Source organism: Hyphomicrobiales bacterium (genome assembly GCA_002869065.1).
Lineage (GTDB): Bacteria > Pseudomonadota > Alphaproteobacteria > Rhizobiales > Rhodobiaceae > Rhodobium.
In genome coordinates this window covers 1-18,437 of sequence record PKTR01000005.1, presented here as the reverse complement: position 1 = coordinate 18,437, position 18,437 = coordinate 1, and the positions used below count along the sequence as shown (strand labels likewise).

The 18,437-nt window shown below is 65.2% G+C and carries 13 protein-coding genes and 2 pseudogenes; 5 read left to right on the top strand and 10 right to left on the bottom strand.

Annotation, left to right across the window (positions count from 1 at the left end; all coding sequences use genetic code 11):
- The first annotated feature begins 27 nt into the window (after positions 1-27).
- A pseudogene (locus C0606_14125) lies at positions 28-900 on the top strand (alpha/beta hydrolase).
- 600 nt (positions 901-1,500) lie between these two features.
- Positions 1,501-1,797 (top strand): hypothetical protein, encoded by a 297-nt coding sequence (locus tag C0606_14120; protein ID PLX36424.1) that lies wholly within the window; start codon positions 1,501-1,503, stop codon positions 1,795-1,797.
- Here C0606_14120 and C0606_14115 read toward each other — a convergent pair.
- Genes C0606_14115 through C0606_14105 form a run of 3 tightly spaced genes read right to left on the bottom strand, consistent with a single transcriptional unit; the run spans position 1,794 to position 5,543 of the window.
- Positions 1,794-2,756: a dihydrodipicolinate synthase family protein gene (locus tag C0606_14115; GenBank protein PLX36423.1), complete on the bottom strand. Its 963-nt coding sequence runs from the start codon at positions 2,754-2,756 to the stop codon at positions 1,794-1,796. The two genes, C0606_14120 and C0606_14115, sit on opposite strands and share 4 nt — an antisense overlap.
- Positions 2,753-4,954 (bottom strand): xanthine dehydrogenase, encoded by a 2,202-nt coding sequence (locus tag C0606_14110; GenBank protein ID PLX36422.1) that lies wholly within the window; start codon positions 4,952-4,954, stop codon positions 2,753-2,755. The genes C0606_14115 and C0606_14110 overlap by 4 nt, the downstream gene beginning before the upstream one ends.
- Positions 4,955-4,979: 25 nt before the next feature.
- Positions 4,980-5,543: a 3-hydroxyanthranilate 3,4-dioxygenase gene (locus tag C0606_14105; protein PLX36421.1), complete on the bottom strand. Its 564-nt coding sequence runs from the start codon at positions 5,541-5,543 to the stop codon at positions 4,980-4,982.
- A gap of 247 nt (positions 5,544-5,790) precedes the next feature.
- Between C0606_14105 and C0606_14100 the strand changes: the two genes are divergently transcribed.
- Positions 5,791-6,639, top strand: a complete 849-nt coding sequence (locus C0606_14100) for a 2-hydroxyhepta-2,4-diene-1,7-dioate isomerase (protein ID PLX36420.1) — start codon at positions 5,791-5,793, stop codon at positions 6,637-6,639.
- A 77-nt stretch (positions 6,640-6,716) separates the two neighbouring features.
- On the opposite strand, the gene C0606_14095 is transcribed toward C0606_14100, so the two are convergent.
- The 4 genes from C0606_14095 to C0606_14080 form a co-directional block, all read right to left on the bottom strand.
- Positions 6,717-7,721, bottom strand: a complete 1,005-nt coding sequence (locus tag C0606_14095; GenBank protein ID PLX36419.1) for a hypothetical protein — start codon at positions 7,719-7,721, stop codon at positions 6,717-6,719.
- Between the two features lie 233 nt (positions 7,722-7,954).
- Positions 7,955-8,344: a sulfur globule protein CV1 gene (locus C0606_14090; GenBank protein PLX36609.1), complete on the bottom strand. Its 390-nt coding sequence runs from the start codon at positions 8,342-8,344 to the stop codon at positions 7,955-7,957.
- A gap of 115 nt (positions 8,345-8,459) precedes the next feature.
- Positions 8,460-9,335 (bottom strand): hypothetical protein, encoded by an 876-nt coding sequence (locus C0606_14085; protein ID PLX36418.1) that lies wholly within the window; start codon positions 9,333-9,335, stop codon positions 8,460-8,462.
- A gap of 25 nt (positions 9,336-9,360) precedes the next feature.
- On the bottom strand, positions 9,361-9,618 hold the full coding sequence (locus C0606_14080; GenBank protein ID PLX36417.1) for a hypothetical protein: 258 nt from the start codon (positions 9,616-9,618) through the stop codon (positions 9,361-9,363).
- 621 nt (positions 9,619-10,239) lie between these two features.
- Between C0606_14080 and C0606_14075 the strand changes: the two are divergent.
- Positions 10,240-10,383: pseudogene (locus tag C0606_14075) on the top strand (alpha/beta hydrolase).
- A gap of 406 nt (positions 10,384-10,789) precedes the next feature.
- Here the strand turns inward: C0606_14075 and C0606_14070 are convergent.
- From C0606_14070 to C0606_14060, 3 genes are all read right to left on the bottom strand, one after another.
- Positions 10,790-14,764: an acriflavin resistance protein gene (locus C0606_14070; protein PLX36416.1), complete on the bottom strand. Its 3,975-nt coding sequence runs from the start codon at positions 14,762-14,764 to the stop codon at positions 10,790-10,792.
- A gap of 66 nt (positions 14,765-14,830) precedes the next feature.
- A complete protein-coding gene (locus C0606_14065) occupies positions 14,831-15,988 on the bottom strand; it encodes an efflux RND transporter periplasmic adaptor subunit (GenBank protein PLX36415.1) in 1,158 nt (385 codons plus the stop codon).
- Positions 15,985-16,383, bottom strand: a complete 399-nt coding sequence (locus tag C0606_14060) for an SCP-2 sterol transfer family protein (GenBank protein PLX36414.1) — start codon at positions 16,381-16,383, stop codon at positions 15,985-15,987. Before C0606_14060 ends, C0606_14065 begins: the two co-directional genes overlap by 4 nt.
- A gap of 313 nt (positions 16,384-16,696) precedes the next feature.
- Between C0606_14060 and C0606_14055 the strand changes: the two genes are divergently transcribed.
- The gene (locus C0606_14055; protein PLX36413.1) at positions 16,697-18,112 is read left to right on the top strand and encodes a Fis family transcriptional regulator; all 1,416 of its coding nucleotides are present in this window, start codon (positions 16,697-16,699) and stop codon (positions 18,110-18,112) included.
- Positions 18,113-18,437 lie beyond the last annotated feature (325 nt).

Sequence of the window (18,437 nt, the reverse complement as noted above, 5' to 3'; positions counted from 1 at the left end):
ACAGCCGACACGCCGCTCTATCGAGGCATGAACCGGGAAGAGCTCGACCGGGAGTACAATGCGCGTGGGACGGTGCCCGACATTGCGCCGTTCCTTGAGGCCTATGCGGCGCTCAGCGCGGAGGCGCGACGCGACTGTGAGGTGTTCACCGATCTCGCCTATGGGCCGAGCGAGGCCGAAAAGCTCGATTTCTTCCCGGCCGGCGAGGCGGGCACGGCCGCGCCGGTGTTCGTCTTCCTGCATGGCGGCTATTGGCGGCTTCTCTCCAAGGAGGACTCCGCCTTCATGGCGAAGCCCTTCGTCGAGGCTGGCATCGCGGTGGCTGCCGTCGACTACGCTCTGGCACCGGCCGTGACGCTCGACTAGATCGTGCGGCAGGTGCGTTCTGCCATCGCCTATTTGTGGCATGAGGCCGAGCGGCTCGGCATCGACCGGGAGCGGATTTATGTCGGCGGTTCGTCGGCCGGCGGGCACCTTGGCGGCATGGTGCTGGCCGGCGATTGGCAGGCGGAGTTCGGCGTTCCCGACGATGTGGTGGCCGGCGGCATGCTGGCGAGCGGGCTGTTCGATCTGGAGCCGCTGCGCCATTGCCACGTCAATGAATGGATGTCGCTCGACGAGGCGTCTGTGGCGCGCAATTCGACGCTGTTTTCGATCCCCGAAAAGGGCGCGCGGGACTGTCCGCTGATCGTCACCTGGGGCGGATCGGAAACCTCGGAGTTCAAGCGCCAGAGCCGGGCTTACGCCGAAGCCTGGGCCGCGATGGGCTATTCCTGTGAGGCCTTCGAGATCGCCGACCGCAACCACTTCGACATCATCCTCGACCTCGCCGACCCGGATCGGGAGCTGACGAAGCGGGTGTTAGCGATGATTGCGGGTGGAGAGTCCCGGGAGGGGTGAAGGGCCTCTCTCTCGCCACTTTCCGGCTCTCTCCCGCCATTCTCCGGTCCTCTCTCCCGTCATCCTCCGGCTTGACCGGAGGATCGCTCTCCATGCGGGAAACGGGGGCGTTTCGACGAGCTTTTCCCGGGCCTTCTTTTGGTACTCGCAACCGCCGTCTTTGTTGCCGGCCGATCCTCCGGTCAAGCCGGAGGATGACGAGGGGGGGCTGAAGCGGTTCGTGATTTGCACAGGGCTACCGTTCCGAGACGGGCAATAGGCCCCGGATCAAGTCCGGGGTGACGCGGAGTGAGTGGGGCAGATGCCGTGCTTTCCAATCGATACTGGATTGCCGCACGCCCATATCCCCTCCGTCGTCATGCCGGACTTGATCCGGCATCCAATGCCGTTTGCACGGATTGGGAGCGGTTGCGGGTAGGGCAAAGCGCGCGCCGCCGACTTCCACTACGTGCTCGAAAAAGGCCGCATCGTCTGGCGCGGTACATCGGCCGAGATGCGCGCCGACAAGAATTTCGCCGAACGCTATCTCGGAGTATAACTAGGGCGTCGACGGTGTTACCCAAACGTCGATCAAGGTCCGCACAGCCTCAGGGAGAAGATATGCAGCGGGAAGATCTCGTCACGAAGCCAAATGTGCGCGTTGCCTCCATATGCCTTGATCCTGGCGAGGCATCGCCATGGCATCATCACTCGATGGCCAGTGAAGTCGTCATCTGCCTCAGCGGTGAAATCGTTGTGCAAGTCGGTGCCGACGGTGAACGCATCGCCCTGTCGCCCGGCGAGCGCCATGATATTGCGCTGCAAGAACGACACAGGTTGATCGGCTCGTCGAAGGAGCCGTCATCTTACCTGCTGGTGCAAGACGGCTCGCACGACTTTGTGGTTGAGGCAGACTAAGGCACCAATCCGCAGCCCTCGAAGGCGGCTTTGGTTGCGGTCTTTTCCGCCTCGGTGAGTTCCAGCATCGGGCGGCGGGTGCGGCCGCCGGTCTGACCCAGCATCTCCTGCCAGTATTTCTGATGCGCGTGCGGCTTGTCCGCCGGGCGCGAACCCTTCAGCGCCTGGCGCACCGGCTGCAGGCTCTCCCAGACCTTGCGTGCGCCCTCGACATCACCGGCAAAGGCGAGGTCGGTGTAGTCGCGCATGCGGCGGTCGTTGGCGGTCTGGATCAGGTAGGGCGGCGAGGAGCAGAGATAGACCTGCCAGTTCAGCTCGACGATGTTGTCGAGCCATTCGTCCTCGGACGAGGTGCTGACGATGAGCTTGTCGCCAACCAGCTGCGTGAGTTCTGCATACATCTTGCGGGGCACGGAATATTTGATGGCAACGATGTTCGGCAGTTCGGCGATACGGGCGCACAACTCGGGGCTCATCAGATAGCCGGAGTCCGGGTGGCTCCACATGGCGATGCCGATGTCGAGCTGTTCGCTCAGATAGCGGTAGTACTCATAGAGCGTCGCGTCCTGCTGATGCACGAAATGCAGCACCGGGGCATGCACGACGACATAGTCGGCGCCGATGTCTTCCGCGTGGCGGGCGAGTTCCAGAACGGTGTCGAGGTTCTGGTCGGACGCGGACAGGATGGTGCCGGCGTGGCCTTCGGTTTCCTCGACCGCGATCTCGAAGGTGCGTTTCCGCTCCTCGATCGACATGGCGTAAAATTCGCCCTGCTTGCCGGAAATAAACAGGCCGTCGATGCCGAGCTCGCGGGTCCAGTGGCGGATGTTGGCGCGCAGGCCGTCCTCGTCCAGGGCGAGATCGTCGCGGAACGGGTTGAGGCCGGCAGCCCAGATGCCGCGCAGATTTTTGCGGGCGTAATCCTTCGCCTCGGCCTTTGTGTATTTCCTGTAGGTCATGACGTTCCCGTTGTCCTTGTGGCGGCAATGGCGGTCCAGAGCTTGTCCGGTGTCAGCGGCATGTCGATGCGGTCTACGCCGAGCGGGCGCAGCGCGTCATAGGCGGCGTTGAGGATGGCGGCAGGCGCGCCGATGGTGCCGGCCTCGCCGATGCCCTTGGCGCCGATCAGATTGACGGTCGATGGCGTCTGCGTCTTGGCGACGGTGACCGGCGGCAGGTCGGAGGCGCGCGGCATGGCGTAGTCCATGAACGAGCCGGTGACGAGCTGGCCGTCGCCGTCATAGACGATGCGTTCCATCATCGCTTCGCCGAAACCCTGCGCGATGCCGCCGCGCACCTGGCCTTCGGCGAGCATCGGATTGATCAGCGTGCCGGCATCGTCGACGCAGATCAGCGTCTCGATGGTCGGCGTGCCGGTTTCGGGATCGATCGCCAGTACGGCGAGGTGACAGCCATAGCCCCAGGCTTCGCCGTCGGCGGTGTAGACAACGGATTCCGAGATCGTGTCGGCGCATTCGGGTGTCTGGCGCAGCCGGTCGCGCACCTTGCAGGCCGCCTCGTAGAGTGCGCTGCCGCCGATCGGGGTGGAGCGGCTGGCTAGCGCGCCGATGCCGTCGGCGATCAGCGACGTATCGCCGTGGCGGATGGTGACGATATCGGCGGGAACATCGAAAACCTCGGCGAGGATCTGGGCGAAGGCGGTCTCGCGGCCCTGGCCCTGCGCCGAACTGCCGGTGATGCCGGTGATGGTGCCGTCCGGCTCCCAGCGCACCTCCGCTGTTTCCCAGCCAACGCCCGAGGGTTCGACGTAAAAGGCAAGGCCGATACCGACGATTTCGCCATTGGCACGGCGGCGTTCGCAGTCGGCGCGCAGCGCGTCGTAGCCGGACAGCTCCGCGAGTCTGTCCAGCGTTGCCGGGTAGTCGCCGGAATCGAGCGTGATCCCGGTGGGGCTCCGGTGTGGCATTTCCTGCGGTGGCACCAGATTGCGGCGGCGCAGTTCGAGCGGATCGATGCGGGTGGCCGCTGCCGCCTCGTTGACGAGGCGTTCCATAAGGGCGGCGGCCTCGGGCCTCCCGGCGCCGCGATAGATGCCGACGGCGGTTGTCGTGGTGACGAATGCACGGGCTTCGATGTCGACGGTATCGATGGCGTAGGGGCCGGGCAGGATGCGGCCGGCATTGTAGGGCGGGACGGCGGCGCTGAACGGTAGCCAGTGGCCGAGCGGGCAGGCGATGCGGGCTTCAAGCGCTAGGAAGCGTCCTTCGTCGTCGAGCGCGAGGCGGCCTTCATTGGTGGCGCCACGGCCATGCGTTGCCGAAAGGAATTCCTCGCTGCGCGTCGCGGTCCAGCGCACGGGGCGGGCCAGTTTGATCGCTGCCCAGGCGACGAAGACTTCTTCCGGGAACAGCGATCCCTTCATGCCAAAGGCGCCGCCGACATCGGTGGCGATGACGCGGATGCTGCCCTGCTCACGATGCAGGATGCGGGCGAGCTCGTTGCGGGCGCGGTGCGGCGTCTGGGTCGACATCCAGATCGTGAGGCGGTCGTTTTCTGCGTCGTAGTCGGCGGCTGCGGTGCGCGGCTCGAGCGGTGCCGGCGAGACGCGGGCGTGCTCGATCCGCGCCGAGACCACGTGAGCGGTACGCTCGAATGCGCTTGCGGCATCGCCCGTCCGCCATGAGGTCGAAATCGCCTGATTGTTCTCGATCTCGGCAAACAGCGCCGGTGCATCCTCGCTGGGATCAAGCGTCAGGGCGGCGGGCTCGGGCGTGATGTCGACACTGACCCATTCGGCGGCGTCGGCGGCGCGCGGCGCGGTGTCGGCAAGGATCGCGGCGACCGGCTGGCCGACCGCGCGCACCCGCCCGCAGGCGATCACCGGGAAGGGCGGGCATTTGATGCCCTCGAACAGCGGATTGACGGCAAGGCAGCCGAGGTCCTGTACGTCGGGGCCGGTGAAGACTGCCGCGACGCCCGGCATTCCTTCGGCTTCCAGCGTGTCGACGGCGGCAAGGCAGCCATGGGCATAGGCGCTGCGCACGAAGGCGACGCGAAGCGCGCCCTCGAGCACGACATCGTCGGTGAAGCGTCCCTTGCCGGTGACGAGGCGTGCGTCCTCGACCCGGCGACGGCTGTCGCCGAGCCGGTCGCCGTTATGCGGCGCCGATCGCGGTTGCGAGGGAGTATCGCTCATTGCCTGGCCGGTGCTTTTTGTCTGCTCAGAGCTGGACCCAGCCTTCCGGCGGCTTGCCCTTGCCGGGGTGGACGGTGCCGCAGTTCGGGCAGGTGCGGGCGTCCATGTCCTCGTGGAAGGCGTCGTAGATCTTCGGCAGGGCGGTGACGATGCCTTCGGCGCCGCCGAGCGAGACCTCGACGCGGTGCACGCGGGCCTCGCAGTTGAAGCAGTACCACTCGAAGCCTTCCTTCATGCCCATCATTCGCGGGCTTTCGACGACGATGCCGATGGACCCTTCCTGCGGGCGCTGCGGCGCGTGGATGGTGTGCGGCGGCAGCATGAACACTTCGCCCTCGCGGACCGGCACATCGTAGATCTTTCCGCCGTCGGCGATCTTCAGCATCATGTCGCCCTTGACCTGGAAGAACCATTCCTCGACCGGGTCATCATGGAAATCGACGCGGGTGTTGGGGCCGCCGACGACCATGACGATCATGCCGGTGTCCTCGTGCAGCAGCTTGTTGCCGACCGGCGGCTTCAACTGGTCGGCATTGTCCTCGACCCATTTTTGGAAGTTGAAGGCTTTCAAGCGGGGATGCTGGGTCATCGGAGGCTCCTGTCGGCGTCATTTTCTGCAGTCAGCAGGATTTCGTGTGGAGCGCTCCGGTTCAAGCGGTTTTTGCTGAAATACGGAATGCGATCGCGGCGAGGGGGGTGACGAAGGTGGAAAAGGTGTTGTGCAATCGCCTCGCTTGCCATTGTCGCCCGGGCAAGATTAGGTGAACGCGAAATCCAACGCCATGCCGGGCGGGATACCTGTCGGCGTGCGTGACTGAAAGAAAAGGGACAAGGCGATGAAGCTGCTTCGATACGGTCCGAAGGGATCGGAAAAACCCGGCGCGCTCGATGCTGACGGGCGCATTCGCGATCTTTCCGGCGTGATTGCCGATCTCGGGCCGGAGACGGTTTCGTTCGCCGGCCTCGACAAGCTGAAGGCGCTCGATCTCTCGACGCTGCCGGTGGTCGAGGGCGAGCAGCGCACCGGTTCGTGCCTTTCCTCGGTGCCGAACTTCTTCTGCATCGGCCTCAACTACGCCAAGCACGCGGAAGAGGCTGGCATGGCGAAACCGGTCGAGCCGATCCTGTTTTCCAAGGCGGTCTCGGCGCTGTCGGGGCCGAACGATCCGGTGATCATCCCGAAGGGGTCGGAAAAAACCGACTGGGAAGTGGAACTCGGCGTCGTCATCGGCGCTCACGTCGAGCATGTCTCCGTCTCCGATGCGCTGTCGGTGGTCGCCGGCTATTGCGTCATCAACGACGTTTCGGAGCGGGCGTTCCAGATCGAGCGCGGCGGTCAGTGGATCAAGGGCAAGTCGGCGCCGTCGTTCGGTCCGATCGGTCCCTATCTGGTGACGGCCGACGAGGTCGCCGACCCGCAGGCGCTCAATCTGTGGCTCGAGCTCAACGGCACGCGGGTGCAGGACGAATCGACCGGCGACATGATCTTCTCGGTGGCCGAAATCATCAGCCATCTGTCGCAGTTCATGGCGCTGCAGCCGGGCGATATCATCGCGACGGGAACGCCGTCGGGTGTCGGCATGGGCATGAAGCCGCCGCGGTTCCTGACGGCCGGCGATACGCTACGCCTCGGCGTTGGGGGGCTCGGCGAGCAGGACCAGACCGCGGTCGCCTATCCCGGCTGACATCGGCATCAATGCGGACAGCAAAAAGCCGGCGTGGGGTACCACGCCGGCTTTGTTCGTTCGATTTCCGCTGTGCCTTACCGGGGCGGCTGGCCGGGTGCCGCGCCATAGGGTGCGGGATACGGCTGACCGGGATAAGGCTGCGGGGGATACGGCTGAGCCGGGTAGGGCTGGCGCGGATACGGCGCCGGGTAAGGCTGCCCGTAGGCCTGCGGCTGCGGTGCCGGATAACCGGCCGATCCGCCGTAGGGGTAGGGCTGTTGCGGGCGCTGCATCTGCGGATGCTGCATTTGTTGCGGCTGCACCTGTTGCGGCTGCGGCTGCTGCATCTGCTGGGCATCCTGCGGCGGCTGACCCATCATGGTGTAGCCTTCGGGCACCTCGAACAGGGCCGCGTCGGGCGCACCCATCTTGACGTTGCGCAGCTCGCGCTGCATGCCGCCCGGTAGGCCTTCAAACACGTTCAGCCCGTATTCGGGATCGTGCAGGATGGTGCCGGTCTGGGCCGGGGCACCCGGCATCTGGAAGGAGATCTCCCAGCGCTCGACGGAACGGTCGGCGAAGGTCTCAGAGCCCTTCATGGTCGCCTGAATGGAGCGTCCATCGGGGAACATCTGGCGGATCGGCATCTTGCGTGTCGCATCCCACCAAACCTTGATGCCGCTCGGCGCGCCGGTCGGCTTGACGGTCCAGGTCTGCAGCTTCGCGCCATCCAGCTCCTCGTCATCGCCCTGTTCGCAGGCGATCATCTCGGAGGTTTCGCAGGGTTTGTCTTTCTGGGTCGCGCCAGCGGTCATGCCCGGCGGCAGCGGCATCTCGACGTAGGTCTTGTCGTCGGGGAACAGGATCCGGTTGACCTGCTCCTTCGGCAGCCGGATCTCGACGATCTTGCGGCCGTTGTGTTCGGCTTCAAGGCGCATGCCGCGTTCGGAAACATAGAGCGTTCCCGTCTGGGCGCCCGCGCCGGGTTGGGTAATCTTCGCGTCGGCGCTGAATTCGACCGGACCGGCAACTGCCGTTCCCGCGCCGAGCAGGGTCAGGGCGCCGATGATGAGACCGGTAAGTGATTTCGTCTTGCGCATTTCCTCGCCTTTCTCGTCTCAAGCAGCGGACCGAACCGGTTTGGCTCTATGGCGCGACACTCAAGCGCTTCCGACTCTGGTGATCGGGTTTTCCGGGTAACGTCTCGCCGGCTTGTTGTCAGGAGTTTTCCGGCAAGCATGCGCTGGCGGCCGGCCCTATCTCCGGCCGCCGCGCTGCGGGAGAGGACGAATGCCGGGGAAGGTGATCCGGCACTCGTCTCCATCCCGTGGTCTTACTGGGCCGGAGCCTCAGGGGCCGCCGGAGCAGCCGGAGCAGCCGGGGCCGCCGGAGCAGCCGGGGCCGGCATCGGCGGCGGCGGGGGCGGGGCATAGCCGTACGGAGCGCCGTAGCCATACGGGGCATAGCCGCCACCGTAGTAGCCCGGATAACCACCGTAGTAACCGCCCGGATGGCCATAGCCGTAGCCGTTGCCGTTGCCGCGACCCGAGAAGTTCATGCTGAAGTCGCCATTGCCCCAGCCGTTGCCATTCCAAGGACCACCGCCCCACGGGCCACCGCCCCAGGGACCGCCCCACCAAGCCTGGGCATCGCCCGAGGTCAGCGAGAGCGCGGACAAGCCGAGCACACCGGCCAGAGCCGTCGCCTTCAGAAGATTCTTGATCATTACCTTACTCCTTGAGAGCTTCTCCCTCGCCCCTTTCAAAGGATTGCGGACGGAGGGAGAGTCATCCGCAACCTGACCGGACGTGATCGTCCGGATTCGTGAAATTCTGTCGTTACCAGCCAAAGGGAGATCCTCCCCAAGGCCCACCGCCACCGCCGAACGGGCCGGCCCAGCGATTGATTGGATTTCCGAAACCGCCGGGCGTGCCCCACCCGCTGGACGGACCGCCCCAGCCGCCGGGCGTTCCCCAGCCGCTAAGCGGGCCGCCGAGGCCGGAGTAGGGTGTGCCGTAGAGGCTGGCGGGTGCGCCATAAAGACCGGTCGGCGAACCCCACAGGCCCGGCGCGCCATAGAGGCCATTGAGGCCGTTCTGCCCATACAGGCCATTCTGCCCATAGAGGCCGTTCTGTCCGTAGAGGCCGTTCTGTCCGTAAAAGCCGGGGGCGCCATAGCCGTACGGGTAGGCGCCGGCCGCGAGCGGCAGGCCGTAGGCGTTGAGGCCTGGCGTCAGCGTGCCGTATCCCGGATAGGCGAGGCCGGTGTATCCAGGCAGCGGGTAGCCTCCGAGCGGATATCCGCCGCCCAGATAAGCCCCGACCGGATAGCCGTAAGCCGGATAACCCGCGCCGGGATAGCCGGTCGCGAACGGAGCACCGGTGCCCGGTGTCAGGGCGGGCTGCTGATAGGTCGGCGCGCTGTAGACGGGCGCTGTGTAGGCTGGCTCTTCGGTTGCAGGCGCCGTATAGGCCGGTGGCGTGTAGCTGCTCTCACCCGTGCTTGTGTCCGGCGGGGTTACGTTGTTCCAATCCTCCGCCGCGGACGGGGAATTGGCCTGACCGGAGAACACATTGGTGCCGTCGGGCGCCACGACGTCCGGGCGCGGGGACGGCGCGGGCGCAGCGGCCCACGGGTTGTCCGCCAGCACCTGGCCGGGCACCGAAAGGGCGGTCCCCAGTGTCAGCAGCGATATGGCGACGGCGTGTTTCACGCGTGTGTCTCCGGTTCGGGTTCGCTCAGCGCCAGGCGGCGAGGGCGTAGCTGCCGGTCGCCGAGGCGACGGGCGCGATGAAGTCGTCGGCTCCAAGCGGCGGATAGGGGCCATGAAAGGGCTGCACGGCGGAGGCCTGCGGCGCCGGCTTCGCGCGGCGCGGCTCTATACGCAGCGGCGCGATGCTGCGCGCCTGGGCGCTGGCCTTCGGCGCGGGGCGCCAGCCCGGCTGCCAGGCGGCAAGCGCCGTGCTGTCCATGGTCCAGGGATTGCGCGCCGCCATTTCCGGAGCGCCGGTACCCGACGCGTCGGGATAGACGCCGCGGGCAAACTGGCCGTTGGCGCTCGGATCGCGGCGCGGTGCGGGTTGGCGGGCCGGTGTTGCGCGGCGTGCCTCGCCCGGCAGTGCCGGATAGGCGCCGTAGCGGCCGGACGGGTCGTATACCGAGCCGGCACGGGCGACGTTCTTGCCTGTTTCAAGGCTGGAGCGCGGTGCGACCGGCTGCGGTGCATAGGGTGCGGGCGGTGCGTAGCCGTAAGGCGGCTGTGGTGCCTGCCACTGGCCACCCGGATAGCCCGGCGCGGCGTAGGGATAAGCCGGCGCGGCCGGTGCCTGCGGATACGCGGGCTGCCGGTAGGCCGGCTGCTGGTATGCGGGCTGCTGGTAGGCGGGCTGCTGGTAGGCGGGCGCTGCGCCATAGGGCTGCGGATAGCCGTATTGCGGCGCTGCGTAGGGTTGCGGACGCGGAGCCGGGCGGGCTGCCGGGCGTGGCGGCTGATACGCCGGAGCCTGATACGCCGGAGCCTGATACGCCGGTGCCTGATACGCCGGTGCCTGGTAGGCGGGTTGCGCGTAGTTAGGCTGTGCATAGGCCGGCGCGGCCTGGCGCGGCGGCTGGTAGGCCGGCTTCGGCAGCTCCGGATAGGGGCCGAATTTCGGCGGCTCCGGCGGCCGCGGCGGCTTCGGCGGTTCCGGCTGCGCGAATTGCGGCGGTGCTGGCGGCTGCGGCGGCGTGTATTGCGGCGGAGCCGGCGGCTGCATCGGCTGATTGAACGCGTTGTGGGACGACACGCCCTGCGTAACCGTCATCGAGAAGCCGCCTGAAACTGCCTTTTCGGGGTCGAAGTCGAGCGGCGGATAATTGGTGTAGGGCGAGGCCGGTGTGGGGGCCTGAGCCTGCGCCGTCCGGGTTTCGGCGGGTGCGTTGCGCGAAGGCGTTGCGGACCGGTCCTCCGATCCGCTGACCGGGGTCCAGCTGCGCACAAAGCCCGAGGTGTTTGCATCGTTGGCGCTACGCGGCAGCACCGCTGCGACGCGGCCGTTGGCGGCGTAATTGCCGAAGAAGGCGAGCGCGATGCCGTTTGCCGGGCTGAGAGCGCCGGACGCATCGGCGAGGACGGTGATGCCGAGCGCGCTGCCGGCCAACAGAGCCAGTTTGATCGACTTGCGCATGTTATTTGTCCTCCGTCTTGCGCCGCGTCCGGGTGGTCGCGGGTTTCTTCTTCGCCGGCGCCGAGCGCGTCGCCGGGTGCTTCTTCGGTGCCGGCTTGGCCGTCACCTTCTTGCTCGGCGCGCGCGTCGTCGCGGTGCGCTTGGTCGTGCCGCGCTTCGCCGTGGTCGTCGGCTTTTCAGCCGGTGCTTCTTCAGCGGATTCCGTCGCCGGTTCGGTTTCCGGTTCCGGTGTGTCTTTGGCTGCGGGTGCGGGTTTGCTCGCGGCCGGTTTGGCGGTTGCTTTTTTCGCAGCGGTCTTCGGCGTCGCGGTCTCGCTCTTCTTTTCAGCCGGTTTGGCTTTTGCCGCGGCCGGTTTCGGCGCTACGGGTTGCGGCGCTACTTCGGCGACCGGAGCGGCTGCAGGTGCAGCAGGTGCCGGCGACGCCACGGGGGCGGCGGGAGGCGTCGTCGTCGTGGCCGGCTCGGGCGGCCGGCGGAAGCGGGCGGCGATACCCTTGGCGCCTTCCTTGATTGCCAGCCACAGGAAGAACGGCAGGGCGCGCAGGGCGTAGAAGGCCATGGTGACCCACATGATCACGACGGCGACCGGGCCCCAGCTCGCGAGACGGGCGAAGAGACCGGGTTCTTCATCAGCCACGTCGTATTGCGCCGGGGTCATCGCCACGCAGGCGCTTTCGCCACGGCGCTGGTGTTCGGCCTCGATGCTTTCGACGATCGCGGTGCGGGTGCGCACGCAGGCCAGCGGGATCATGATCAGCGTCAAAAGGGTCGAGACCATGCCGCCGAACATCAGCGAGATCGCCATGCCCTGGAAGATCGGGTCGGTGATGATGACGCTCGAACCGGCGAGCAGTGCGAAGGCGGTGATCATGATCGGCCGTGTCCGGGTGCGGCAGGCCTGCACGACGGCTTCCTGGACGTCGACGCCCTGTTCGACCGCCTGGCGCGAGAAGTCGACCAGAAGGATCGAGTTGCGCACGATGATGCCGGCGAGCGCGATGAAGCCGATCATCGAGGTGGCGGTGAATTCCGCGCCGAGGATCCAGTGGCCGGGCACGATGCCGATGAGGGTCAGCGGGATCGGCGCCATGATGATGCCGGGCAGGCGGAAATTGCCGAATTCCCAGACCACGAGCATGTAGATCAGCACCATGGCAGCGGCAAACGCGATGCCCATGTCGCGGAACGTTTCGTAGGTGACGGTCCACTCGCCGGTCCATTCAAAGGCCGAGGCGAAGTTGTCTTCCGGGGGGCCGATCCAGTGAGCGGCGAGTTCCTTGCCGTCCGGCGTGCGGTAATCCTTCAACAGGTCGCCGACTTCGAGCATGCCGTAGATCGGCGCGCCGAGGCGGCCGGCCACGTCGCCGGTGACGTATTCGATCGGGCGCAGATCCTTGTGATAGATCAGCGGCTCTTTCGGCACGGATTCGAAGCGACCGATTTCGGCCAGCGGGACGAAGGTGCCGGCCTGGGTGCGGATCGGCACTTCGCCGAGGCGCGAAATCTGGCTGCGGATGTCGAGCGGTGCCTGCAACACGATGTAGCGCGGTTCCAGCTCATGGCCGAGCTTGGCGTCGCCGAGCTTGAAGCCGCCGAGCGCCATGGCGAGCTGACGGTTGACGCTCTCGATCGAGACGCCCTTCAGCAGCGCCTTCTGCCGGTCGATGGTGAAGTGCCAGATGTTGTGGGTGTCGGCGATGTAGTTGTCGACGTCGACGACCTTCGGCGCCTGCTCGAAGAGGTGAGTGAGGTCCTGCGCGACCTGGCGGCGCATTTCCGGATTCGGGCCATAGACCTCGGCGACCAGCGTCTGCAGCACCGGCGGTCCGGGCGGCATCTCGATGACGGCGACGCGCGCGCCGGACTTGGCTGCGATCTCGTCGAGCGCGGCACGCGCCTCGACGGCGATCTGGTGGCTCGAACGGTCGCGGTCGCTCTTGTTGAGAAGCTGGATCTGGATGTCGGCTTCCCACGGACGCTGGCGCAGATAGTAGTGGCGCACGAGGCCGTTGAAGTTGAACGGCGAAGCGGTGCCGGCATAGGTCTGGATCGCCGTCACTTCGGGGATCTGCAGCAGCCGGTTGGTCAGTTCCTGGGTGACGTTCGCCGTGGTTGCCAGCGCCGTGCCTTCAGGCATGTTCACGACGACGTTGAATTCGGGCTTGTTGTCGAAGGGCAGCATCTTCACCGCCACATGGGTGGTGTAGAAGAGCAGGCAGGACAGCCCGAAGATCACCCACACGCCCCAGCGCAGCATCCGGTTCATGCCGGGGTTCTTCATGAACGGAACCAAGAGGCCGTTGTAGAACTTGCCGAGTGCCTCAGCCTGCTTGTGCTCCTTCTCCTGCGCCTTGTTCAGCTTGGAAAGCGAGGGGCGGATACGGTAGGCGAGCCACGGGGTGAAGACGAAGGCGGCGATCAGCGAGAACAGCATCGCGACCGAGCCAAGCGCCGGGATCGGCTCCATATAGGGGCCCATCATGCCGGACACGAAGCCCATCGGCAGCAGGGCTGCGATGACGGTGAAGGTGGCGAGAATGGTCGGGTTGCCGACTTCGCGCACCGCATCGACGGTGGTCGGGGTGTCGACCTCGCCCTTGATCAGCCAGCGCCGGTAGATGTTCTCGACGACGACGATGGCGTCGTCGACCAATATGCCGATCGAGAAGATCAGCGCGAACAGCGACACGCGGTCGATGGTGTAGCCGAGGATCCAGGCCGAGAAGACGGTGACCAGGATGACCACCGGGATGACGATCAGCACCACGATCGCGGCGCGGAAGCCGAGGAACATCCAGATCAGCACGGTAACCGCGCCGGTCGCCACGAACAGCTTGAAGATCAGTTCGTTGACCTTCTCGTTGGCGGTCTCGCCGTAGTTGCGGGTCAGCGCGACCTCGACATTGTCGGGGATCACGCGGCCCTTCAGGGCTTCGACCTTTTCGAGGATCGCATCGGCGACGGTGACGCCGTTCGAGCCGGTCTTCTTGGCCACCGCGATGGTCACCGCCGGCGCGCCTTGCGGGATCTTGCGGGCGTCGTCGGACGCTGCCGGGCCGGTGAAATACTGCACCACATTGGCGCCTTCGCCGGGACCTTCGGTGACGATGGCGACGTCGCGCAGATAGACCGGGTTGCCGTTGAAGGTGCCGACGATCAGATGTTCAAGATCGGTCGCGTGGCGCAGGAAGTCGCCGGAGAAGATATCGAAGCTGCGGCCGTCGATTTCCGAGGCGCCGACGCGCTTGCGCTGGTTGGCAGAGGTGATGGTGCCGGCGATCTGATCGAGGCTGATGCCGTAGCCGGACAGACGTTCGGGGATGACCTCGACGCGCATTTCCTCGGAGCGGCCGCCGACGATGAAGCTCTGCGAGGTGTTCGGCACCTCCTTCATGCGCTGCAGCACCTCGAGACCGAGCAGGCGCAGGCCGGCATCGTCGATGCTGTCGGACCACATGGTGATGGTGACGACGGGGACGTCGTCGACGCCCTTCGGCTTGACCAGCGGCTCGGAGACGCCGGGCGGAATCTTGTCGAGGTTGGAATAGAGCTTGTCGTAGAGCTTGACGAGCGAGGGCTCCATCTTCTCGCCGACCTCGAACTGCACCGTGACCATGCCCTGGCCGCGGTCGGAGGCGGAGTAGACGTGCTTGACGCCCGGGATCTCGCTCATCATCCGCTCGAGCGGATCGACGGCAAGGCTGGAAACCTGTTCGGTCGAGGCACCTTCATACTGGAAGAAGATGTCGACCATGGGGACGGAGATCTGCGGGTCTTCCTGGCGCGGCGTCACGGCGAGGCCGAGAATGCCGGCAGCAAGACAGCAGATCAGGAACAGCGGCGACAGCGGCGAATGGATGAAGGTCTGCGCCATCGAACCGGCCATGCCGAGCGCGTGTTGCACGGCAGACGGTGCGGCGGCAGCGCCTTCCGCGCCGGTCGCTTCTTCGTTCTTATTTTCCGTCGTGTCGGTCATGGCACACTACTTCTGTTCCGACAGGAAAAATCGGTTGATTGGGCTAATGCAGGCGACTTTTCGAGCTCAGTCGCCGGCGGTTTGACGTGCGTTGTGGCTGCCGAGATCGGAACTCGGATTGACGATCACCTGTTCGCCGCCCTTGAGACCGGACAACACCGATACGCGTCCCTCGCCGGCGTCGCCGCCGACCCGCACCATCTTCAGCGATGGTCTGCCATCCTCGAGCACGTAGACACCGAACAGGCTGCCGCGCTGGACCAGCGACTTGCGCGGTACGGTCGGCAGGCTGCGGGCATCGGTGGTGTGATCGGGAATGCGAATCTCGGCATACATGCCCGGGCCGCCGGGAACGCCCTGCGGCAGGTCGAGCTTGACCGTGACCGTGTGGCGGGCCTGATCGGCGATCGGGTAGATCTGCGAGACGCGGGCATCGACCAGAATGCCGGAGCCGACATCGAGGCGGGCCGGCAGGAACTGGCCCTTGCGCAACGAAGCAACGAGGCGCACCGGCACTTCCGCCTGCAGGCGCAGGAAGTCGACATAGGCAAAACGCATCAGCGGCTGACCCGGCTGGGCGTTGTCGCCGACCTCGACCATCTTCGCGGTGATCACGCCATCGAACGGTGTAAAGAGGCGGGCATCGCGAATTTTGGTGTCGATCTCGTCAAGCGCGGCACGGGCCTGCAGGTACGAGCTGTTGGCCTGGTTGAGGCCGCTCACCTGTCCCTGCAGGTCGGCATAGCGTTCCACCCAAGGGTTCGACAGGCCCATCGCGTTGGAGAACGGACGGGTGAAGAAGGAATCGAACATGGACGGCACGCCGAAGCCGGTCGGCTGGCTCATGCTGCGGTTGATCCGCGGAGAAACGAGCTCGCGCGAATACTGCACATTGGCCTGATCGATGGCGGAGCGTGCGGCCATCACGGCGGCGGATGCTGCGCGGCGCTTGGCCTGCAGGTCGTCGTCGTCGATCTGGACGAGCAGGGTATTCGCCTTGAAACGGTCGCCTTCGTGGCCCGCCAGGAAGCGGATCTGTCCCGGCACCATCGCCGAGACGACCACTTCCTTGTACGGCACCACCGTCGCCCCGACGACGGCGGCGTCGCCGACCGCGGTAACCTCGACCATTGCCGTTTCGTAGTCGGCAGCAAGGCCGATACTCGACGTCGCGAGCAAAACAGCAAGGGCAGCCGGTGTGGCGAACGAGCGGGTGTTGCTCATGATACGTCTGCCATCACGGCGAAGCTTTTCATGAACGGACCGGCCATACGCGGGTCCTTGATCATCGCCGCGTAGTCGCCGATGGCGAACTGCAGCTTCTTCGACGTGTAGGCCATGCCGAGACCCATCATTCCGGGCGGCTTGCGGATCCAGCCTTCCCAGGTGCCCTGATCGGCACGCAGATCCCAGTTGACTTCCTCGCCATCGAAGGCGCCGCCGTGGGTTGCGGTGCCGTTCTCGATCACAAGCACACCGCGCGGCGTCGGCTCACCCTTGAAGCCATATCCGATGGTGGAGTTGAAACCGATCTTGGCGAGTTCGCCAGCGAGCGCCGGTTCGGCGTTCCAGGCTTCGCGGAAACCGGCCATCCATTCCGCGGAAAACAGTTCTGCCACTCTTCCCTCCCATATGGTTAGCGTCGCTTACGTATCGATGCGGCGTCTTTTCTTGGGAGCTATTAAGCAATAGGTGTGCCAGAGAGTAAATAACTGAATTTACTGAGTGTTTTTAGTGGTTAAACTGTTGCATCGAAACGCTCCGTGCAACACCCGTCAAGGTACGGATTTCTGCTAATTCACGGATTTCTAATACAAAAATCCGCTCAAAGGGCGTTTGACGAGTGTTGCAACTGTCGTGCGTTGCTGCAACAATATACGGAAGATCCGAAAAGGACTGCTGACGAGACCAGCAACGGGAGGGGTTCGGTCTATGTTATTTCAGCCGGAGAGGGATATTTTTCGGGAAATGGATGATCTCCTGCCGCTGCTGGAGGCCATCGTTTCATATATTGATGAAGGCGTAATTCTCACCGATCGCGACGGTCTGGTGCTGTATCAGAACCCGGCCGCCGGTCAGTTGCTCGGGCATTCCGGCAACATGCCATTGCAGTCGCTTGCCGATATCAAGGGCGTCGACCTGCAGGACGCGCTGGAAAAAGTCGTTGCGCGTGCACGCGCGGCGGAAGAGGAAAGCGGGCCGGTCTCCAGTCTGATCCGCTTCGAGATGCAGATTCCGGTCGAGGACGATGTCCGCGATCTGGAATTCCATTGCTGCCGGGCGTGCGAGGCGCAGGGCAACATGCGGCTGGTGATCATTCAGGACCGCACCAACAAGCGCCAACTCGAAACCCTGCTCGACCGGGCGAGCGGCGACCTGGTGACCAAGGATCCGACCATGCTCGACATTCTCGACAGGGTCGAGAAGGTCGCGCCGATGCAGGCACCGGTGCTGCTGCAGGGCGAATCGGGGACCGGTAAGACGCATATCGCGCGGCTGCTGCACCGGTTGAGCCGGCGCTCGGCGAGGCCGTTCGTCGAGGTGAACTGTGCGGCGATCCCTGAAAGCCTGCTCGAATCGGAGCTTTTCGGCCATGTGAAGGGCGCCTTCACCGGCGCCAATCAGGACCGGCAGGGACGTTTCAAGGCGGCCGACGGCGGTACGCTGTTTCTCGACGAAATCGCCGAAATTCCCATGCATCTGCAGGCCAAGCTGTTGCGGGCGCTGCAGGATGGTGCCTTCGAGCCGGTCGGCAGCGACAAGTCGGTGAAGGTGGATGTGCGCATCATCAGTGCCTCCAACCGGCATTTGCGCGAACTCGTCGACCAGGGCTATTTCCGCGCCGACCTCTATTACCGGCTGGCGGTGTTCCCGCTGCACGTGCCGGCGATTCGCGAGCGGCCGGGCGATATCCCGCTGCTGCTGCGCCATTTCTGTCGCCAGCTCGAGCGGCGCGGCTACCCGGCCAATGTGCAGTACAGCCCGGAGGCCACCAATATCCTGATGAACTACCCCTGGCCGGGGAATGTGCGCGAGCTGGAAAACGCCATCGAGCACGCGATGATCTGTTCGGTCGGCAACGTCATCCGCCCGGAGAGCCTGCCGCAGGATATCAGGGCGGCAACGCTTGGCGACAGCGGCATCAACGTGCGTCCGAGGTCGGGGAACGGCAATGGCAATGGCAATGGCAATGGCGTCCACGACGAGCGCGAGCGGATCGAGGAAGCGCTGGCCAATGCCAATGGCAACAAGTCTCTGGCGGCGAAATATCTCGGCGTCGACCGCACCACGCTATGGCGCAAGATGCGGCGGCTGAAACTCGACGGGGCGGGTGCGGCGGCGGGCTGAATGCGGGTGTCGTGACCTGCGACACTGGCGCCGGTTGCCGTCGTATGATTTCCGTTTCCGTCGTCCGCTACGCCGACTAGCATTCGTTTCCAATTGCTGCCGGGCAAGCGGGGATGTGCTGCTCGATGCTAGACGGCGATACTGGGCGATCTCGAAACTTTCGGGTTTTGTGATGCGTCCCGGTTTGTTTGGTCGTCCGCGTTAATCGCGGGCGAAAGGGCTCCTTGGGTCGTCATGAATTTTGTTCGGCGAAGAGGGATACGAGATCTGACGTCGTGGCTGGCGGTGCTGGCGATGGCGGTTCAGGTCGTGTTCTCGGCCGCGC